Annotated in this window: 20 protein-coding genes; 8 read left to right on the top strand and 12 right to left on the bottom strand. The window is 58.8% G+C overall.

The window, feature by feature from the left end; all coding sequences use genetic code 11:
• Window positions 1–104 precede the first annotated feature (104 nt).
• Both MTP16_RS25985 and MTP16_RS04140 read right to left on the bottom strand, forming a co-directional pair.
• Window positions 105–533, bottom strand: coding sequence for a CsbD family protein (locus MTP16_RS25985; RefSeq protein WP_317244090.1), 429 nt, complete (start codon window positions 531–533; stop codon window positions 105–107).
• A 196-nt stretch (window positions 534–729) separates the two neighbouring features.
• The gene (locus MTP16_RS04140; protein WP_243516181.1) at window positions 730–984 is read right to left on the bottom strand and encodes a hypothetical protein; all 255 of its coding nucleotides are present in this window, start codon (window positions 982–984) and stop codon (window positions 730–732) included.
• Window positions 985–1,276: 292 nt separating this feature from the next.
• On the opposite strand from MTP16_RS04140, the gene MTP16_RS04135 reads away from it, so the two are divergent.
• Window positions 1,277–2,830 (top strand): tetratricopeptide repeat protein, encoded by a 1,554-nt coding sequence (locus MTP16_RS04135; protein WP_243516179.1) that lies wholly within the window; start codon window positions 1,277–1,279, stop codon window positions 2,828–2,830.
• Window positions 2,831–2,927: 97 nt separating this feature from the next.
• Here MTP16_RS04135 and MTP16_RS04130 read toward each other — a convergent pair whose 3' ends face one another.
• On the bottom strand, window positions 2,928–3,350 hold the full coding sequence (locus MTP16_RS04130) for a hypothetical protein (protein ID WP_243516178.1): 423 nt from the start codon (window positions 3,348–3,350) through the stop codon (window positions 2,928–2,930).
• A gap of 161 nt (window positions 3,351–3,511) precedes the next feature.
• Here MTP16_RS04130 and MTP16_RS04125 point away from each other — a divergent pair, with 161 nt between their 5' ends.
• From MTP16_RS04125 to MTP16_RS04110, 4 genes are all read left to right on the top strand, one after another.
• Window positions 3,512–3,913 carry a hypothetical protein gene (locus MTP16_RS04125; RefSeq protein ID WP_243516176.1) on the top strand — a complete coding sequence of 134 codons (402 nt, stop codon included), beginning with the start codon at window positions 3,512–3,514 and terminating at the stop codon, window positions 3,911–3,913.
• A gap of 127 nt (window positions 3,914–4,040) precedes the next feature.
• Window positions 4,041–5,048 (top strand): hypothetical protein, encoded by a 1,008-nt coding sequence (locus MTP16_RS04120; RefSeq protein ID WP_243516174.1) that lies wholly within the window; start codon window positions 4,041–4,043, stop codon window positions 5,046–5,048.
• A gap of 41 nt (window positions 5,049–5,089) precedes the next feature.
• Entirely contained in the window at window positions 5,090–6,136 is a 1,047-nt protein-coding gene (locus MTP16_RS04115; RefSeq protein ID WP_243516172.1) for a DUF3089 domain-containing protein, read from the top strand.
• 487 nt (window positions 6,137–6,623) lie between these two features.
• The gene (locus MTP16_RS04110) at window positions 6,624–7,262 is read left to right on the top strand and encodes a DUF6624 domain-containing protein (RefSeq protein WP_243516171.1); all 639 of its coding nucleotides are present in this window, start codon (window positions 6,624–6,626) and stop codon (window positions 7,260–7,262) included.
• A 63-nt stretch (window positions 7,263–7,325) separates the two neighbouring features.
• Here MTP16_RS04110 and tsf read toward each other — a convergent pair whose 3' ends face one another.
• From tsf to rplM, 4 genes are all read right to left on the bottom strand, one after another.
• A complete protein-coding gene (gene tsf / locus MTP16_RS04105) occupies window positions 7,326–8,162 on the bottom strand; it encodes a translation elongation factor Ts (protein WP_243516170.1) in 837 nt (278 codons plus the stop codon).
• A 103-nt stretch (window positions 8,163–8,265) separates the two neighbouring features.
• A complete protein-coding gene (rpsB, locus tag MTP16_RS04100; protein WP_196285716.1) occupies window positions 8,266–9,033 on the bottom strand; it encodes a 30S ribosomal protein S2 in 768 nt (255 codons plus the stop codon).
• Between the two features lie 18 nt (window positions 9,034–9,051).
• The gene (gene rpsI / locus MTP16_RS04095; protein WP_208176116.1) at window positions 9,052–9,438 is read right to left on the bottom strand and encodes a 30S ribosomal protein S9; all 387 of its coding nucleotides are present in this window, start codon (window positions 9,436–9,438) and stop codon (window positions 9,052–9,054) included.
• 35 nt (window positions 9,439–9,473) lie between these two features.
• Entirely contained in the window at window positions 9,474–9,926 is a 453-nt protein-coding gene (rplM, locus tag MTP16_RS04090) for a 50S ribosomal protein L13 (RefSeq protein ID WP_243516168.1), read from the bottom strand.
• A gap of 302 nt (window positions 9,927–10,228) precedes the next feature.
• Here rplM and MTP16_RS04085 point away from each other — a divergent pair, with 302 nt between their 5' ends.
• Window positions 10,229–11,602, top strand: coding sequence for a hypothetical protein (locus MTP16_RS04085; RefSeq protein WP_243516167.1), 1,374 nt, complete (start codon window positions 10,229–10,231; stop codon window positions 11,600–11,602).
• A gap of 66 nt (window positions 11,603–11,668) precedes the next feature.
• Here the strand turns inward: MTP16_RS04085 and MTP16_RS04080 are convergent, their stop codons facing one another.
• From MTP16_RS04080 to MTP16_RS04065, 4 genes are read right to left on the bottom strand one after another with little or no spacing between them, the layout of a single operon-like run.
• The gene (locus tag MTP16_RS04080) at window positions 11,669–12,232 is read right to left on the bottom strand and encodes an SMI1/KNR4 family protein (protein WP_243516166.1); all 564 of its coding nucleotides are present in this window, start codon (window positions 12,230–12,232) and stop codon (window positions 11,669–11,671) included.
• 17 nt (window positions 12,233–12,249) lie between these two features.
• Window positions 12,250–12,963, bottom strand: a complete 714-nt coding sequence (locus MTP16_RS04075; protein ID WP_243516165.1) for an RluA family pseudouridine synthase — start codon at window positions 12,961–12,963, stop codon at window positions 12,250–12,252.
• Between the two features lie 52 nt (window positions 12,964–13,015).
• Window positions 13,016–13,420, bottom strand: coding sequence for a hypothetical protein (locus MTP16_RS04070; RefSeq protein WP_243516164.1), 405 nt, complete (start codon window positions 13,418–13,420; stop codon window positions 13,016–13,018).
• Window positions 13,421–13,452: 32 nt separating this feature from the next.
• Entirely contained in the window at window positions 13,453–14,517 is a 1,065-nt protein-coding gene (locus MTP16_RS04065) for a sensor histidine kinase (RefSeq protein ID WP_243516163.1), read from the bottom strand.
• Between the two features lie 89 nt (window positions 14,518–14,606).
• On the opposite strand from MTP16_RS04065, the gene MTP16_RS25845 reads away from it, so the two are divergent.
• Both MTP16_RS25845 and MTP16_RS04060 read left to right on the top strand, forming a co-directional pair.
• Window positions 14,607–14,729, top strand: a complete 123-nt coding sequence (locus tag MTP16_RS25845; RefSeq protein ID WP_262922656.1) for a hypothetical protein — start codon at window positions 14,607–14,609, stop codon at window positions 14,727–14,729.
• 9 nt (window positions 14,730–14,738) lie between these two features.
• Window positions 14,739–15,197 carry a DUF3575 domain-containing protein gene (locus MTP16_RS04060; RefSeq protein ID WP_317244107.1) on the top strand — a complete coding sequence of 153 codons (459 nt, stop codon included), beginning with the start codon at window positions 14,739–14,741 and terminating at the stop codon, window positions 15,195–15,197.
• A gap of 67 nt (window positions 15,198–15,264) precedes the next feature.
• On the opposite strand, the gene MTP16_RS04055 is transcribed toward MTP16_RS04060, so the two are convergent.
• Window positions 15,265–15,960: a response regulator transcription factor gene (locus tag MTP16_RS04055; RefSeq protein WP_243516161.1), complete on the bottom strand. Its 696-nt coding sequence runs from the start codon at window positions 15,958–15,960 to the stop codon at window positions 15,265–15,267.
• Window positions 15,961–15,966 lie beyond the last annotated feature (6 nt).

Genomic DNA, 15,966 nt, shown 5'->3' with positions numbered 1-15,966 from the left:
GATAAGAAAAGGCCCCTCCTGAATTCAGAAGGGGCCTTTTGAGACGAAGCAGCCGCGTGTGGAGCTGGAAGGCACGTTTACTTCATCGGGGGAAATGCGGAAAGTTAGAAGGTGCGGTTGAACCAGGCCTTGATGTCGTCGACAGCATGGCCGGTTTTTTCTTGCAAGCGGCCGAGCCACTCGTCTTGTTTGCCTTCTTCGTAGGTCAGGTCGTCGTCGGTGAGGTTGCCCCACTTCTGTTTGGCCTGGCCTTTCACCTGGTCCCAGTTGCCGCGGGCGCGCCACTCGGTGCCGGTGGTCGAAGCCGTGGCGTTGTCGGTTTTCTCGTTGAACCAGTTTTTGATGCTGTCGATGGTTTCGCCCGTTTTCTCTTGCAGGCGGCCAAACCACTCGTCCTGTTTGCCTTCGTGGTAAGTCAGGTCATCGTCGGTGAGGCCGGCCCATTTCTGTTTGGCTTCGCCTTTCAGTTGGTCCCAGTTGCCGCGAGCGCGGAGCTCGGTGCTGTCGCCGATGTTATTGTTGTTAACGTCCATGAGTGAAAGAGGTGGGAATGAAAAGGAAAAACGTCGTTTGGTGGGCTTTGTACGCCCCGCCCAATGGCTGAGTTTATTGCGCCGAGGCGAATGCCCGAATTTTGCACCCATCATTATTTCATTACCCGACACTTCAAAACGCAAAAAGCCCCGCCATGCAGCTGGCGGGGCTTTTTGCGTTCGGGGCGAAAGCCGCTTACTTCTGGGGAGTAGCGGGCGTTTCTTCTACCACGCCGTTGGCGGGCGTGTTGCGCACCACGGCGGTGTCGCCGGGTTCGCGGGCCATGTCAGCTTTGGCGCTGTCTACGGCACCTTCCACGGCGTCGCCAGTGGCGGTAGCAGCGTTTTCGGTGGTGGTGGCGGCGTCATCGGCTTTTTTCTCGGAGCACGAAGCGAAGGTGAAGGTGCCCAGGGCAGCTACCAACAGCAGGGATTTGAAGGAGGTCTTCATGATGTTTTAAGGAAAGGAATGATTGAAAAAGTTACCCTTAATCGGCCGCCAAGCAAAAGGTAACCCACCCAAAAGCTATGGCTGAGCTTATAAAAGTGCCGTTAGCTCGTGTGAACGGGCGTGTAAATATGTCATGCAGAGCGCAGCGGCGGGCTCGTGTGCTGAAGCAAATACTGACAATTGAAAATCTCCACTACCGGCGAGAGGCTGTATTGCGCACAGCATGACAAGCTTTTTGCTAGCCTCTTCGCCGATAAAGCCCGAACGGCTTGCCGCGCCGTAATTTGGCCGCATGGACGACCTGCGCACCACGCTGCTAACCTTGGCCCCCGACGAGCGCCGCGACTTTGGCGTGTTCATTCAGCGGCAGCGCCGCAAGGCCGCCGGCCGGCAAGACTCGCGCCTCTACGAGCTGCTGGTGCAGGCCAAAGAGCTCAAAACCGAGCAGCTCATCGCCAAGCTCTACCCCGACGAGCCTAACCCCGTGGCCTACTACGCGGTGCGCAAGCGCCTGCTGCGCCACCTCACCGATTTCCTGCTGCTGCGCCAGCGCCAGCTCGACACCACGGCCGCGGCCTCGGTGCGCGGGCAGCTCACCCTGGCCCAGTACCTGTTCGAAACCGGCATTCCGCGCCTGGCCTGGAGCACCCTGCGCAAGGCCGAAAAGCTGGCCCGCGAAAACGAGCAGTACGAGCCCCTAAACGCGGTGTACAACCTCCAGATTCAGTACGCGGGCACGCCCCACGCCGTGCCGCTCGATGAGATTCTGCCCCGCTACCGCGCCAACAAAAAGGCCGCTGACGAGGAAGAGCGCGCCAACATTGCCGACAGCCTGCTGCGCCAGCGCCTGCGCGAGTCGCGCGCCCGCGGCCGCGCCACCGTGGCCGTGGACGGCATTGTGCAGCAGATTCTGGCCGAGTACGACCTGCAGGAGGCTTTCGCCCGCTCGCCCTCGTTGCTGAGCCGGCTCATGTCCATTGCCCGCAACGCCATGCTGGTGCGGCGCGACTTCACCTCGTTTGCCCCTTTCATCGAGCGCTGCTACAACCTCATGGAGCGGCGCCACGGCTTTGCGCCGGCCCAGCGCGGGCACCAGCTGCGGCTGCTCTACATGCTGGCGCACGCGCTCTACCGCTCGCGCCGCTTCGAGGAGTCGGTGGCGTACCTGGAGAAGGGGCGGGCGCTAATTGCCGCTGGCCCGGCCCGGCAGTTTGGCGAGCTGGTGCCGCGCTTCACCTTCCTGCTGGCCGCCAACTACGCCTTCCTGCGCCGCAACGCCGAAAGCATTGCCCTGCTCGAAAATGCCCTGCGCGGCCCCAAGCCCCTGACGGCTGCCGACGACCTCACGGCCCGCTTCCAGCTCTCGTTTCACTACTTCGCCGAAGGCAAATTCGCCAAAGCCAACCAAAGCATGCTCAGCCTCAACCGCACCGACCACTGGCTGGAGCAGCACCTGGGCCTAGAGTGGATGGTGAACCGCAACATCGGCGAGCTGCTCATTCAGTTTGAAATGGGCAACCAGGAGTTGGCCTTGAGCCGTTTGCGCGCCATCGACCGCAACCTGCGCGAGCAGTTTCCGGGCGTGCCGGCCGACGCCGACACGCCCGCCGTGCCCGTGGGCGGGCCCTACCAGGCCGTGCTCCTGTACCTGAGCCTGGTGCGCGAGGTGATTGAAAACCCTGCCGATGCGCGCCAGCCAGAATTTACCAACCGGGTTTGGCACATGCCCAATTTTCTTTCTTCGGAGCGCGAAGACTTGCAAGTGCTCAGCTTCTACGCCTGGCTGCGCGCCCAAACGTTGGGCCGGCCCTACTACGACGTGCTGCTGGAACTGGCGTATGCTTAGCTGGTTTGGGCACGCGCCCTCTCTCCGCGGCATTTGAAACGAAAAGGCCCGCCTGCAACTGCAGACGGGCCTTTTACTATGCAAACCGAAACCGTTCTTAGTTGCGGTTGGCTTCCTTCACGTTGGCTTTGGTTTGTTCGGCCGAGCGTTTGGCGGCGTTGCCCATGGCATCCATTTTAGCGTCAATCTTGTCGCCGGCGGCTTTCAGCTTGTCGTCAACTTTAGACATTTTGGCGTCGAGCTTTTCGCCGGCTGCGTCGAGCTTGTCGCCGACGGCGTTCATTTTGGCGTCAAGCTTTTCGCCAGCGGCCTCCAGCTTGTCGCCAGCCCGGGCTGCAGCGGCATCAATTTTGGCGCCGGCTTCGGCGGCCGAGCCGGCGGGGGCCGTGCTGTCGGTGGTCACGGTGGTGGTGGTGGTGCCGTCGGCGGCGGTCGTCGTTTCGGCGGTTTTGGTTTCGCAGGCGGTGGCGGCGAAGGCCACGGCAGCAGCCAGGAGCAGGGATTTCAGCGACATTTTCATGGGAAAACGGAATTGAAGTAAACAGATGAGCTTAATCAAAACAGGTCGCAAAAGGTAACCCAACGCCGGGCACGATTCGTGTGCAGCGACGACGGCTGGGCTAACTTTTTAGCCTTTGCGCTAGTATAGCCACCTACGCATTCTCTATTCCCAGCTTTCCTATGGACTCCACTGCCTCCACGCCGCAAACGCCCCCCACTCCCGAAGTGCCCCTGGCCGTGAGCGACCAGCAAAATACCGCCCTGCTCGACGATACCCTGACCTTCCTGACGGCGAGCACGCCCCTCAACTCCGGCCCCCAGGGCCGCACCGAGGTAGAGCGCTGGGCCGCCGTGCTGGCTGCTTCCGAGCGTCCAGGCCTGGCCAAAATTAAGCAGGAGCTGAATCAGCTCAGCGAGCTGCTGGCCGACCCCAAGAGCCCGGCGCACGACATTGCCGAAATCCTGGCCAGCCTCGGGGCCGAAACCGCCAAGGTGGCCGAAGACGCAGGCGGCGACTACAGCGGCCCGCTCACCAATCTGAGCAAGCAATTGCTCAAAGCCGGCAACTCGCTCTCGAAGTAGCGTAAGCCTGCGGCCAAATCACCGTAACCATTGTAGCGCGAACTTTGTAGTTCGCGTCCCCGCACCGCGCCGGATTTTCCGGCCGGCCGCGTGGCGACGCGGAACACCAAGTTCGCGCTACTGCTTTATGGCCCCATTGACTCCCGCCGACCTGCTGCCCTACGACCCGTTCGATGGCATGCGCTTCGGCCCCGAAACCTGCTTCCTCAGCGGCCGGCCCGTTGGCCCCGACGATACCGTGCCCGTCTTTGCCGAGTGGCTGCAAACCCGCTACCACCTGGCCGAGCGTCCCATTCAGTTGCTCGACCAGCGCACCGTTCTCATCAAAGACCTGCGCCTGCCTGCCAGCCCTGCCGCCCGCCAGCGCATCGAAGAGCTTGAAAGTAGGGTAGAAGCCGCCAGCCTGCAGGGCCCCGCCGCCCTGCGCGCCCTCGGCGACGACACGCTCTTCCAGTGGATGGGCAAAATGTTCTACGGCATCTTTATCACCGAGCTGCTGAATGAGTTTGAGCCGCTGATAAAGCCCAAGTACCCGCTGGCCGAAAACGCCGCGCTGGTGCGTCGCTTCCAGGCGTTTTTCCAGCTGCTGCAGGGCCTGCGCGTGCCCACCGAATACGCCGATTTCGTGCCCGGCTCCGTGTTCGTGCTCGAAGCCGACCCTACCGAAGACGTGACGCCATTCGAGTACGACGACGACCTGAACACCCTTGTTTTCAGCATTAAGCTCGACAAGGCGGTGCTGGTGGCTTGTCTGGTTGATGTGGGCCTCGTGGGCCAGGCCATGGGCAAGGTGTACGCCGATGCCCAGCGCCCGCTGCACCCCGTGCAGATAGCCGAGTTCAAGGCCCGCGTGTACTACGCCGCCCACCTGCTACACGTCGTGCCCGACATCTATCCGCGTCACCCGCGCCCCGGCGACACCCACCTCGTCTTCGACGCCCTCATCGACGACGTGACCGGCGCCATTTTCAACCCCTGGGAAAACAGCGCCTACACCCAAACCCTGGCCGAAATGTGGCTGCGTTGGAACATCACCCTCGCCGATGTAGTAGCCAAGCCCGCCGAGCCCATGACGCTGCTTTACAACGCCGACGGCACGCCGCGCGAACTAAAGCATTGGCCGGAACTCAACTAGAGAAGTAAAGGAACGTCATGCTGAGCCTGACATTCTTAAACATGCACACGCTACCGCCTTTCCTCCGTACCGCGCTGATTCTGGCGCTGCTCCTGCCGCTAAACGGCTGCATCCGGCTGCTGCTCAAGCCGGGCCGGGATTTTGAAAAATACACCCCCCCGCCCGCACCGGACTACGCTCAGGCCAGCAGCTGGGCCGCCCTGCCCACCAAGCGCGACTCGGCCGATGCGGTGCCGCGCCACTCCACGCTGCGCGACGAGCAAGCCACGGCGGCCGTCGATGTGTTCTTTGTGCATCCCACCACCTACTATTCGCCCCGGCACTGGAACGGCGATGTGCGCAAGAAGTGGCTGAACAAGTATACCGACCGCACCACCATCAAGCAGCAGGCCAGCGTGTTCAACGCCACGGGTCGCATCTACGCGCCGCGCTACCGCCAGGCCACGCTATTCTCTTTCCTCGACAAAGAGCCCAACGGTGAAAAAGCCCTAGAACTGGCATATTCCGACGTGCGCGCCGCCTTCCAGTACTACCTCGCGCACTACAACCAGGGGCGTCCGTTCATCATCGCCGGTCACAGCCAGGGCACCGACCACGCCACCCGTCTGCTCCACGAGTTTTTCGACAAGCCCACCGCGCTGCGTCGCCAGCTCGTGGCCGCTTACCTCATCGGCTTCCAGGTGAAGCCCAACGAATTCCTCACCATCAAGCCCTGCGCCGACTCGCTCGCCACCGACTGCTTCGTCGCCTACAACACCTCAGACGCCGGCCACGAGTCAACCATGTTTCAGCCCAGCATCGCCGTCAACCCCCTCACCTGGACGCTCGATTCTACCCTTGCCCCGGCCAGCCTCAACCGCGGCGCGGTCAGCATCCGCTTCCGGCACGTCCACCCCAATTTCACCGACGCTCAGATTCACCACGGCCAGCTCTGGGTGCACGCGCCGCGCTTCAAAGGCTTCCCGCACTTCCCGCCCTCCGGCAAGAAGAAGCTGCGCTACTCCCGCCACATTGCCGATTACGCGCTGTTCTACATGAACATTCGGGAGAATTCGCAGGCGCGCGTGCGGGCGTGGCAGAGACGTTAGTTGTTATAGATAATAATGCAATGTTAATCCAACTGGTGCACAAACACCACAAGCAAACCCGATTATAGACTCTCTACCCTTAGATGCAGCATAGATAAGTAAAGTAAGGTTGCTTAGCGCAAATGCTCCAATGATTAATGTGATGCTATTAAAAATTTTAGACGTGAATGCATTAACAATGTAGATGAATATCCACGATACCTCGAAGGCGAAAGTGCCGGCCACCCACTTGAAGAAACGGCCCATACCGAATTCAGGCCTATTGGATGGTATCAACGGTTTTGGTGCTGGCTGCGAATTATCATTCATAAATTGAATATAAGCGAAAAAGCCCCGCCGGCACAATGCCAGCGGGGCTTTCCATTTCTGTTACCAGCCGCAATTAAGCGCCGATAGCTACGCGCTTAAGTTCGTCATCGTCATGAGTTTTATTATTAGCTTCGTTATCTGATTCTGCCTTACTAAATAGCATGCAATCACTGCACTGATGACTACTGCAAAATTGATATGCTTGTTGCTGGTTGCGTTAGTTGTGAGCGTATCGGCTAAAGCCCAAACGGCGGTGTTGTATCCTAAGCTGAGCAAGACACTGGACAGCTTAAGAAACGTAGACCAATGGCCGATGCAACGCATCACGCGGCAGGAGCCCGACAGCATCGGAAGAAATCTGGAACAGGTTGAAAAAGACAACTATGCGCGGCATCAGCCCGTCCTGGAAAAGATTGTGCGTCAATTTGGCTTTCCCGGATTTCGAGAAGTAGGCAAGACCAGTTCTTATAACTTTTGGCTGCTCGTGCAGCACGCCGACGCCCACGTCGATTTTCAACGAAAAGTTCTTAAGCTGATGCGACGCGAAGTGCAACCGCACAATGCCGACCCGGTTAATTACGCGTACCTGGTCGACCGCTTGGCAATCAATACGGGTCAACTCGAAGAATACGGAACCCAACTAAAGTACACCGGCAATGTAGGCGATGATTACAGCAAGGTTGTCGCTGTTCCGGTATCGTTGCGCGACTCCAAGAACGTAGACAAACGCCGTGCTGCGATTGGAATGGGACCGCTGCAAGAATATTTGAACGGTATGGCCGATATGACCCGCCAAATGAATAAACGTAAACCGTAAGGACAATAAAAAACCCGCTGGCATTGCGCCAGCGGGTTTTTTGCAATGGGTTGCAAGCGGCAATTAAGCGCCGATAGCCACGCGCTTGAAGTCCGTCACGGTCATGCCTTTCGACTTGCTGTCGAGCAGCTGGGCGATGGTCATCGAGCCGTCTTTCACGAACTCTTGGTTCAGCAGGGTCTGCTCTTTGTAGAACTTGTTCAGCTTGCCTTGGGCGATTTTCTCCAGCATAGCCTCGGGCTTGCCTTCGGCACGCGCCTGCTCCTTGCCGATTTCGATTTCGCGCTCCACCGTAGCCGAGTCCACACCGTCCTTGTCAACGGCAACGGGCTTCATGGCCACAATTTGCATGGCCACGTCGCGGCCCACGGCAGCAGCATCGGCCGAGCCCACGTTTTTCAGCGCCACGAGCACGCCTTTCTTGCTGTCGGAGTGGATGTACGAAGCCACTTTCTCGCCGGTCAGCGTCACGTAGGTCAGGTCCAGCTTCTCGCCGATTTTGCCGGTCAGGTCGGTGATGTGCTCCTGAATGGTCAGGCCATCGTCCTCTTTCACGGCCAGCAGCTCTTCCTTGCTAGCAGCGTTGGTGCGCACAGCGGCATCCAGAATGCGCTGCACCAGCTCGCGGAAGTTAGCCACTTTGGCTACCGACTCGGTTTCGCAGGCCAAAGCCACCAGCTTGCCGTTGGTGCCGTCTTCGCTCACGGCCACGGTCACGAAGCCTTCCGACGTTTCGTTCTCGGCGCGCTTGTCAGCGATTTTCTGACCGGCCTTGCGCAGAATGTCACGCGCAGCTTCGAAGTCGCCATCGGCTTCGGTCAGGGCTTTTTTGCAATCCATCATGCCGGCACCGGTCATGGTGCGGAGCTTGTTTACGTCTGCGGCGGTAATAGCGGCCATTAGATTTTGTTTGGTTGGGTTGGAATTCAGGGAAAAGAAAAAGGGAACCTCCGGAGCCTAGACTACTCGAAGGTTCCCTTCTTTCAAAGAGCTATAGAAGAGACTATTCTTCGTCAGCAGCCGTTTTCTCGGCAATGGCAGCCTCGTCGGCTTCCTTGCGGTCGGCGTCTTCTTTGTCAACTTTGCGCTCCGACAGGCCTTCTTCGATGGCCTTGCCAATCACGCCAACAATCAGTTGGATAGACTTCGAGGCGTCGTCGTTGGCAGGAATCGGGAACTGCACCAGCTCGGGGTTCGAGTTCGTGTCGCAGATGGCGAAAACCGGGATGCCCAGTTTCTGCGCTTCTTTCACGGCAATGTGCTCGCGCTTCACGTCCACTACGAACAGAGCGGCGGGCAGACGGCCGAGGTCGGAGATACCACCCAGCACACGGCCGAGCTTCTCGCGCTCACGCGACATCATCAGCTTCTCGCGCTTAGCCAGTGCGGCGTAGGCAGTATTTTCTTTCACCATCTTGTCGATGGTGGCCATCTTCTTCAGGCTCTTGCGAACCGTGGCGAAGTTGGTGAGCATGCCACCCAGCCACCGGTCGGTCACGAAGGGCATTTTCAAACGCTCGGCTTCCGTCGTAACGATTTCCTGCGCCTGCTTTTTCGTGGCTACGAACATGATTTTGCGGCCGCTCTTCGCGATGTTGCGAATAGCCTGGGCTGCGTAGTCAAGCGAAACCAGCGTCTTGTTGAGGTCAATGATGTGGATGCCGTTCTTCTCCATGAAGATGTACGGCGCCATTTTGGGGTCCCACTTGCGGGTGAGGTGACCAAAGTGGGCACCTGCGTCGAGCAGGTCCTTATAGGTAGTCTGGGCCATGATGTATTTCCTCCTGGATTAGCGTTTCGAGAACTGGAACGAACGACGAGCCTTGCGCTTGCCGAATTTCTTGCGTTCCACCATGCGCGGGTCGCGGGTCATGAAACCTTCCTTCTTCAAAGCCGGACGGGTTTCTTCGTTGTCGCTAACCAGAGCTTTGGTGATAGCCAGACGGATAGCCTCGGCCTGAGCCGAAATGCCGCCGCCGCGCACGTTCACCTTGATGTCGTACTGGCCGACTTGCTCAAGAATTGCCAGGGGTTGGTTCACGACGTTCTCCAGCAGTTCGTTGCTGAAGTACGACTTCATGTCCCGGTCATTGATAGTGATATTCCCTTGCCCGGCCTGCATGTAGATGCGGGCCACCGAGGTTTTTCTTCTACCAGAGGTGTTGGTAATTGCCATTTAGTGGAAAAATAAAAGCGTAAGCCGTCGTTGGCTTACAGGTTTTTCAGTTCGATTGCCACGGGCTGCTGGGCCTCGTGGGGGTGCTCGGTGCCGGCGTACACGTACAGGTTGCGGTACTGGGCCGAGCCGAGCTTGTTGCCTTGCAGCATGCCTTTCACAGCGTGTTCAATCACGCGGCGCGAATCGCGCTCCATCTGCTCGCGCACCGTGCGACGCTTCTGGCCGCCGGGGTAGCCCGAGTGGGTGATGTAGACCTTCTCGGTCATTTTCTTGCCCGTCACGCGCAGCTTGTCGGCGTTGAGGACAATCACGTTGTCGCCGCAGTCGGAGTTGGGGGTGAACGAAGGCTTGTGCTTGCCACGCAGGATGTTGGCAATTTGGCTGGCAACGCGGCCCAGCGGGGCCACGCTGGCGTCTACGATAACCCAGCTCTTCTGGGCGTTGGCCTTATTGACGTGGGTCGTCTTGAAGCTCAGGTGGTCCATGAGTCGAAAAAAAGGTATGCTAAACTATTGAATAAGAGTTCAAAGCCCGGAAGGCTTCGGGAAAAACGGACACAAAGGTACTGATTTGTCGCGAAATAGGCAAACGTGTTGCAGTAGTTTTTCTGAAACTCCCTCACTACCGGTCCCACCGCTCAATCCAATAAATAGCGATGCTTGCGGTTGGGGCGTACTTTTGAAGCTTAATGTCGCTTATGAATCCTACGGCTGCACTTTCCGATACCACTGCTTCTAACCGCCGCGCCCTACTGCTCTTGGCAGCTGGTTTCCTTATTTCCGTGGTCATGGCCTTTATCACAAAAGGCACCTACGACTCGGGCGACAGCGTGAAGCACTACCTGTTTGCGCACTACGCCTTTCAGTACCCGCTGAATTATTTCGACTCTTGGGCCAAACCGCTATTTACGTTGCTGGCGTCGGGGCCGGCGCAGGCCGGCTTCATTGGCATGAAGCTGTTTCAATGCACAGTGGTGGCCGCATCGGCGTGGTGCTCCTACGTCATCGCGCGCACCCTGCGCCTGCCGATGCCGGAACTGGCCATCCTGTTTTGCTACACCGCGACGGATTACTTCCTCATTCAATTCTCAGGCCTCACCGAGCCGCTGTTTGGGCTGGTGCTGGTAGGCTCCGTGGCCTTGGCCATGACGGGCCGGCCGGGCTGGTCGGCGGCGCTGATTTCATTTTTGCCTTTCGTGCGCTCCGAAGGGTTTATTCTGATTGGCATTTGGGTGGTGTACCTGGCCTGGGAGCGGCAGTGGCGCTACTTGCCGCTGGTGGTGCTGGGCTACATGCTGTTCAGCATCGTGGGCGGCATCGTGCTGGGCGAGTTCGGCTGGGTGTTCGGGCACAATCCCTACGCCACCATTTCGGTGTACGGGCACGGCGCCTGGCCGCATTTCGTGGCGAGCCTGCCGGGCCTGCTGGGCTGGGTGTTGTCGGCACTGGTGGCGGTGGGCGGCATTTGCATGCTGCGCGACTGTTTCCGGCCAGCGCGGCGCCAAGAGCCCCTGTTTGTGGCCGAACTGCTGTTGGTGTACGGCAGCGTCACGGTGTTTATCGCGGCGCACACCATTTTTTGGGCCAAAGGCTTGTTCAATTCTTTCGGCCTGACCCGGGTGCTGGACGTGACCACGCCGCTGTTTGCCCTGGTGGCGCTACGCGGTCTGGCCGAACTGGCCTTGCTAGGGCGCACGCCGCTGGCCCGCCGACGCATTCAAATTGGCTTTGCGGTGGCAGCGGTGCTTTTCCTCTTCACGGGGGCCCGCAACGCCTTCCGCTGGAAGCGCGACTTCACCCCGCCGCCCGACCAGATAGTGGTGAACGAAGCCGCTGAGTGGCTGCGCCAAACCGACGACCTGGCTACGCGCCCCATGGCCTATGAATACCCCTACGTAGCCGTGGCCACAGGCAATAATCCTTTTTCTCCGCAAGAGCACCCCGGCCTGGGCCTGAACCAGAACGGCCAATTGGAACAGTTGCCCGTGGGCGCGCTGCTGATTTGGGACGACTGGTTTGCCCGCACCGAGGCCCGGGTGCCGCTGGCGACCATGCGCAACGACACGCGCTTCCGCGAGCGGTGGCAAACGGCCCTGCCCCGCCACCCCGAACATCCAGAGCACGACACTACGCGCATCATCATCTTCGAGCGGGTGAGGTAGCCAGGCGGCAGCTGCCAACAGAGCATTGCTGGCGGGGCATTTGCGCAGTTCCGCGTTGCAGCAGGGCTAAAGGTCGTCTATCGAGACAATGCCGTCATAATCTTCACTAAACGCATACTCGCCGGCTTCTAGTCCTTGCACATAATCTGTCATCCATTCAGCAAAAGAATGGGCGATTAGTGGGCGTTCTGCATCGTCGTGCCACATGCGGATAATCTGTCCGTATTGGCCGCCTTCAGCGGGTGCCAAGTCGAGGCAGCAATGATTGCCAGCGCCGTCGTACGTGAGTGGAAGCCAGCGGGAATTCCACCAGTCCGCCCTCACACCATTGGCCGGTGAAGACTCAGCATCACTAAAATCACCGCTGGTCAGCAAGTCATTCCAGACTGTCCACTCGTCCAGCATACGCTGTGTTGACAGTAATTCCTCGCCGTTAAGCAGGCCGCCGTCTTGGCTGTGCTGTCCGTCATGAATTCGATAAAAAGCCAGGAAATCATCGGGAAGTGACACGTTCAATGTCCTGGCCAACTTGTCTAACGCAGTTTCTGAAGCGCCGGGGTTCAGGTTACTAAGTAATTGTGGCGCGTTGGTCTGTAGCCAGTTTTCAAAGCGGACCCATGTTTCCTGCATACGAATTCAAGGTATAATTATCGGTTCTGGCCTAGCACCTCCACCAGTACCCGAAAATCCTTCGGGTAGGGAGCTTCCACGGAAATTTCCTCGCCATTCAGGCCGGTGAATTGCAGCTTAAGGGCGTGCAACGCAAAGCGCTTGATGAACGGCTGCTCTTCCTCGCCTTCCTTCATGTTGAATTTCTTCTTCAGCGACGACAGGTAGAAGTCTTCGCCGCCGTAGTCCTTATCGCCCACAATGGGGGCCTGCAGGTACATGAGATGCAGGCGAATCTGGTGCATGCGGCCCGTCACGGGCTCGCACAGCATCAGGGCGTGGCGGGCGTAAGTTTCAAGAGTGGTGAAGTGCGTTTCGGCGGGCTTGCCTTTGAAGGCGAGGCGGGCCTTGCCCCGGCTCGTGGTTTCGATGTTGCGCTCCACCACTTCGTCCTGCAGCTGCGGCGTGCCCCACACCACGGCGTGGTACTGCTTTTTCACCTCGCGGTTTTCGAACTGCATGGCGAGGTGACGGTAGGCTTCGGGGTTTTTGGCGAAGGCCAGGGCGCCGCTGGTTTCGCGGTCGAGGCGGTGGGCGGCCTGGATGTCGTCGTGGTGCTGGCGCGCTAGGCGCAGCATGTTGGGCGCGCCGCCCACCCGCTCGTCGAGCGTGGCCAGAAACGGCGGCTTGTTGACGACGAGGTAGTCGTCGTTTTCAAAAATGACGAGGTCGGAGAAATTCGGAAGCTTCATAGGCAGCCGTAAAGGTACGGCTACGGGTGGGCGATAGGTTTGTAGGCGTACTTCAGGGCAGTAATTGTACTTCCTGAGTTAGCGCATTAAGCTTGAATACGCGCAGGCCGCCATTTTCGTGCAAGCTCACAAAGCGGCATTCCGTCGGCTCATCGGCTCCGTCTTGATACAGGCCATCCGTCCACCATATGTTATCAGGCGCATCAAGCATCGTCGTTTCAAGCTGTTGCTTGATATCATAAATCGTAATGCCGCAGCCTACCACCACAACGTGGTTTCCTGAATACAAGAGAATAGCTGCTGCCGGGTCGCCGTAATGCCAAGCAATAGGCAAATCCCCCTTCTCCGCTTCGCTGAGCTTCTGGCTAGTTGCTTTCGTTTTTAGGTACACGCTTTCGTACAAAGAATACACTTTGTAGGTATCGTCTTCTGCTAGATAGCGAATGCCTGTTTGCATACCAGTAGGCTAGAATCTTTTATTGAATTACGCTAGCTACCCACCGGGCCGCTCTTGGGCTTGCTCAGCTTGAACTCCAACGTGGTGCCTTCTCCCACCGTGCTTTTCACCTTGATAGTCGACTTGTGCGCCTCCACGATATGCTTACTAATAGCCAGGCCCAACCCCGAGCCGCCCGACTCGCGCGAACGGCTTTTGTCGATGCGGTAGAAGCGCTCGAAGATGCGGTTTTGGTGCTCGGGGGCGATGCCGCTGCCGTCGTCGCGCACGGCAATGCGCACGCCGCGGCTGCCTTCTATCAGGGCCACCACCACGCGGCCACGGTCACGGCCGTACTTAATCGCGTTGTCAATCAGGTTGATAAGCACCTGGCGGATGCGGTTGCGGTCAGCAATGACCAGCAGGCCTGATTCGGGCAGGCTGGGCGGAAACAACTCGACCGTGGTGCCGCGCCGGGCCGCCTGCTGCTCCAGCAACTCAAATATCTCGCGCACCAGCACAATGAGGTCGAAGCGCTGGCGGCGCATGCGCACCACGCCCTTTTCGAGCTGCGCGATGGTGACCAAGTCCTGCACCAGTGCATTGAGGGTATCGAGGCTGGCGGCAGCTTTGCTCAGGAATTTGCGGCGTGTGGCCAGGTCGATGTCGTCATCCTCGTCGTCCAGAATAGTGTGCACGAAGCCCTGCGCGGCAAACAAGGGCGTTTTCAGCTCGTGCGACACATCGGCCAGAAACTCACGGCGCAGGGCTTGTAGGCGTACCAACTCGTCGAGCTCCTGCTGGCGGCGCTCGGCCATTTGCAGGATTTCGTCCCGCACGCGCTTCACCGGCTCGGGCCGAAACAGGAACTTGGCGCTCAGCTTCTTAAACTCCTTGCGTTTGATGTGCTCCAAGCCCGCGTAGATGCCGTTTATTTCCCGAAAAATCAGCGCTTCGAACGACAGGTACACCAGCAGGAAACACGCCGCTACCGTGACGCCCGCCGCCAGAAACGCCTCTCGAAACGGCAGCGTGGGGCCAATGCGGGCATAAGTAGTTAGTACGCCGGCCACCAGCAGCGCAATGAGAATGGCAATGGTGCGGGAGGAGAGATTCATGCGCAAATATGAAAAGGATGGACTTGGGAGACTAATCCATACTTTTAAGCTTCCGGAGCCATTGCCCGGTCTACCAACCATTCAATTTAATGAAAAAAACACTACTCTTATCTGCCGTTTTATTCGCCAGCGCCGGGGCGGTTCAGGCACAAACCAACGTCATCAAAATTAACGCCTTGAGCCTGGCGGTGCAGACCGGCTCCGTATTTTGAGAGCATGAGCTGGCCGTTGACAAGAGCCTCAATCTGGGCCTTTTCGTCACCAATTACAAAGACAAGCATTCCGGACCGCTGGCTTCCGAAACCCAATTCAAAGGTTTTGGTCTGACCGGCGAATATCGGTTTCACCCCGGCACTGAGGCATTGAGGGGCTTTTTTATTGGGCCCTACCTGCGTTTTCAGCATTTCGATTTTACCGAAACCTCCACGTTTCTGTCCAATGCACCCCGCCAGGACAAGGCTAAGCTGACCACCTTCGGCGGCGGGGCCGTGTTGGGGTGGCAGGGCATTATTAGCGGCCACTTCAGCATCGAGCCGTTTGTGGGGGTAGGGTATGCCGGTGGGAAAGTTGACAATCTGGACGACAACCAGGGAACGCTGGATATTCGCGGCGGAATAGTCGGCCTGGAACTGCGCCCCGGGCTGTCGATTGGCTACGCCTTCGGCCAGTCAAAAGAATAGTCCTGGGACCACATGAAATGCTGCGCCGCCGCTCGTGGGCACGAAAACCACGAGCGGCGGCGTCTGCTTAGTCTACATTGAACTTGTAGCCCACGCCCTTGATGGTCTGGATGTGGTGGTCGCCCACTTTCTCGCGCACTTTGCGCACGTGCACGTCCACGGTGCGGGCCAGCACAAATACATCGTTGCCCCAGATGTTCTGCAGCAACTCTTCGCGGTTGAACACCTTGTGCGGCGTGGCGGCCAGGAAGGCTAGCAGCTCAAACTCCTTTTTCGGGAGGGTAATTTTTTTGCCGTCCTGGTACACGGCGAAGGCCGTGCGGTCGATGCGCAGGCCGTTGATGTCGATGGCGTCGACGGCGGCGTGCGGGTCCTGGTCGCGGCGCTTCACGGCGGCCAGGCGGCCCAGCAGCGCGCGCGGCTTAATGGGCTTGGCAATGAAGTCGTCGGCGCCGGCCTCGAAGGCAGCCACTTCGGAAAATTCCTCGGCGCGGGCCGTGAGGAACAGAATGTAGGTGTCCTTAAACTTGGGCTGCTCGCGCAGCAGGCGGCAGGTGGCAATGCCGTCGAGGTGGGGCATCATCACGTCGAGCAGGATGATGTCGGGGTTGAAGTCGGCGGCGATTTCAAGGGCTTTGCGGCCGTCGGGGGCCGAGGCGGTTTGGTAGCCTTCTTTCTTGAGGTTGAACTCCAGCAACTCAACGATGTCCGGGTCGTCATCAACGACCAGAATCTTGTACACGGCGGATTTAGGAGTGCTCACGGCGGT

This window comes from Hymenobacter monticola, assembly GCF_022811645.1.
Taxonomy (GTDB): Bacteria; Bacteroidota; Bacteroidia; order Cytophagales; family Hymenobacteraceae; genus Hymenobacter; species Hymenobacter monticola.
This window is presented reverse-complemented; position numbering and strand designations above follow the sequence as displayed.

Coding starts and splice junctions, on each gene's coding strand:
- MTP16_RS25985 (WP_317244090.1), bottom strand. CDS start 533: ATGGACGTTAACAACAATAACATCGGCGACAGCACCGAGCTCCGCGCT.
- MTP16_RS04140 (WP_243516181.1), bottom strand. CDS start 984: ATGAAGACCTCCTTCAAATCCCTGCTGTTGGTAGCTGCCCTGGGCACC.
- MTP16_RS04135 (WP_243516179.1), top strand. CDS start 1,277: ATGGACGACCTGCGCACCACGCTGCTAACCTTGGCCCCCGACGAGCGC.
- MTP16_RS04130 (WP_243516178.1), bottom strand. CDS start 3,350: ATGAAAATGTCGCTGAAATCCCTGCTCCTGGCTGCTGCCGTGGCCTTC.
- MTP16_RS04125 (WP_243516176.1), top strand. CDS start 3,512: ATGGACTCCACTGCCTCCACGCCGCAAACGCCCCCCACTCCCGAAGTG.
- MTP16_RS04120 (WP_243516174.1), top strand. CDS start 4,041: ATGGCCCCATTGACTCCCGCCGACCTGCTGCCCTACGACCCGTTCGAT.
- MTP16_RS04115 (WP_243516172.1), top strand. CDS start 5,090: ATGCACACGCTACCGCCTTTCCTCCGTACCGCGCTGATTCTGGCGCTG.
- MTP16_RS04110 (WP_243516171.1), top strand. CDS start 6,624: ATGACTACTGCAAAATTGATATGCTTGTTGCTGGTTGCGTTAGTTGTG.
- tsf (WP_243516170.1), bottom strand. CDS start 8,162: ATGGCCGCTATTACCGCCGCAGACGTAAACAAGCTCCGCACCATGACC.
- rpsB (WP_196285716.1), bottom strand. CDS start 9,033: ATGGCCCAGACTACCTATAAGGACCTGCTCGACGCAGGTGCCCACTTT.
- rpsI (WP_208176116.1), bottom strand. CDS start 9,438: ATGGCAATTACCAACACCTCTGGTAGAAGAAAAACCTCGGTGGCCCGC.
- rplM (WP_243516168.1), bottom strand. CDS start 9,926: ATGGACCACCTGAGCTTCAAGACGACCCACGTCAATAAGGCCAACGCC.
- MTP16_RS04085 (WP_243516167.1), top strand. CDS start 10,229: ATGGCCTTTATCACAAAAGGCACCTACGACTCGGGCGACAGCGTGAAG.
- MTP16_RS04080 (WP_243516166.1), bottom strand. CDS start 12,232: ATGCAGGAAACATGGGTCCGCTTTGAAAACTGGCTACAGACCAACGCG.
- MTP16_RS04075 (WP_243516165.1), bottom strand. CDS start 12,963: ATGAAGCTTCCGAATTTCTCCGACCTCGTCATTTTTGAAAACGACGAC.
- MTP16_RS04070 (WP_243516164.1), bottom strand. CDS start 13,420: ATGCAAACAGGCATTCGCTATCTAGCAGAAGACGATACCTACAAAGTG.
- MTP16_RS04065 (WP_243516163.1), bottom strand. CDS start 14,517: ATGAATCTCTCCTCCCGCACCATTGCCATTCTCATTGCGCTGCTGGTG.
- MTP16_RS25845 (WP_262922656.1), top strand. CDS start 14,607: ATGAAAAAAACACTACTCTTATCTGCCGTTTTATTCGCCAGCGCCGGG.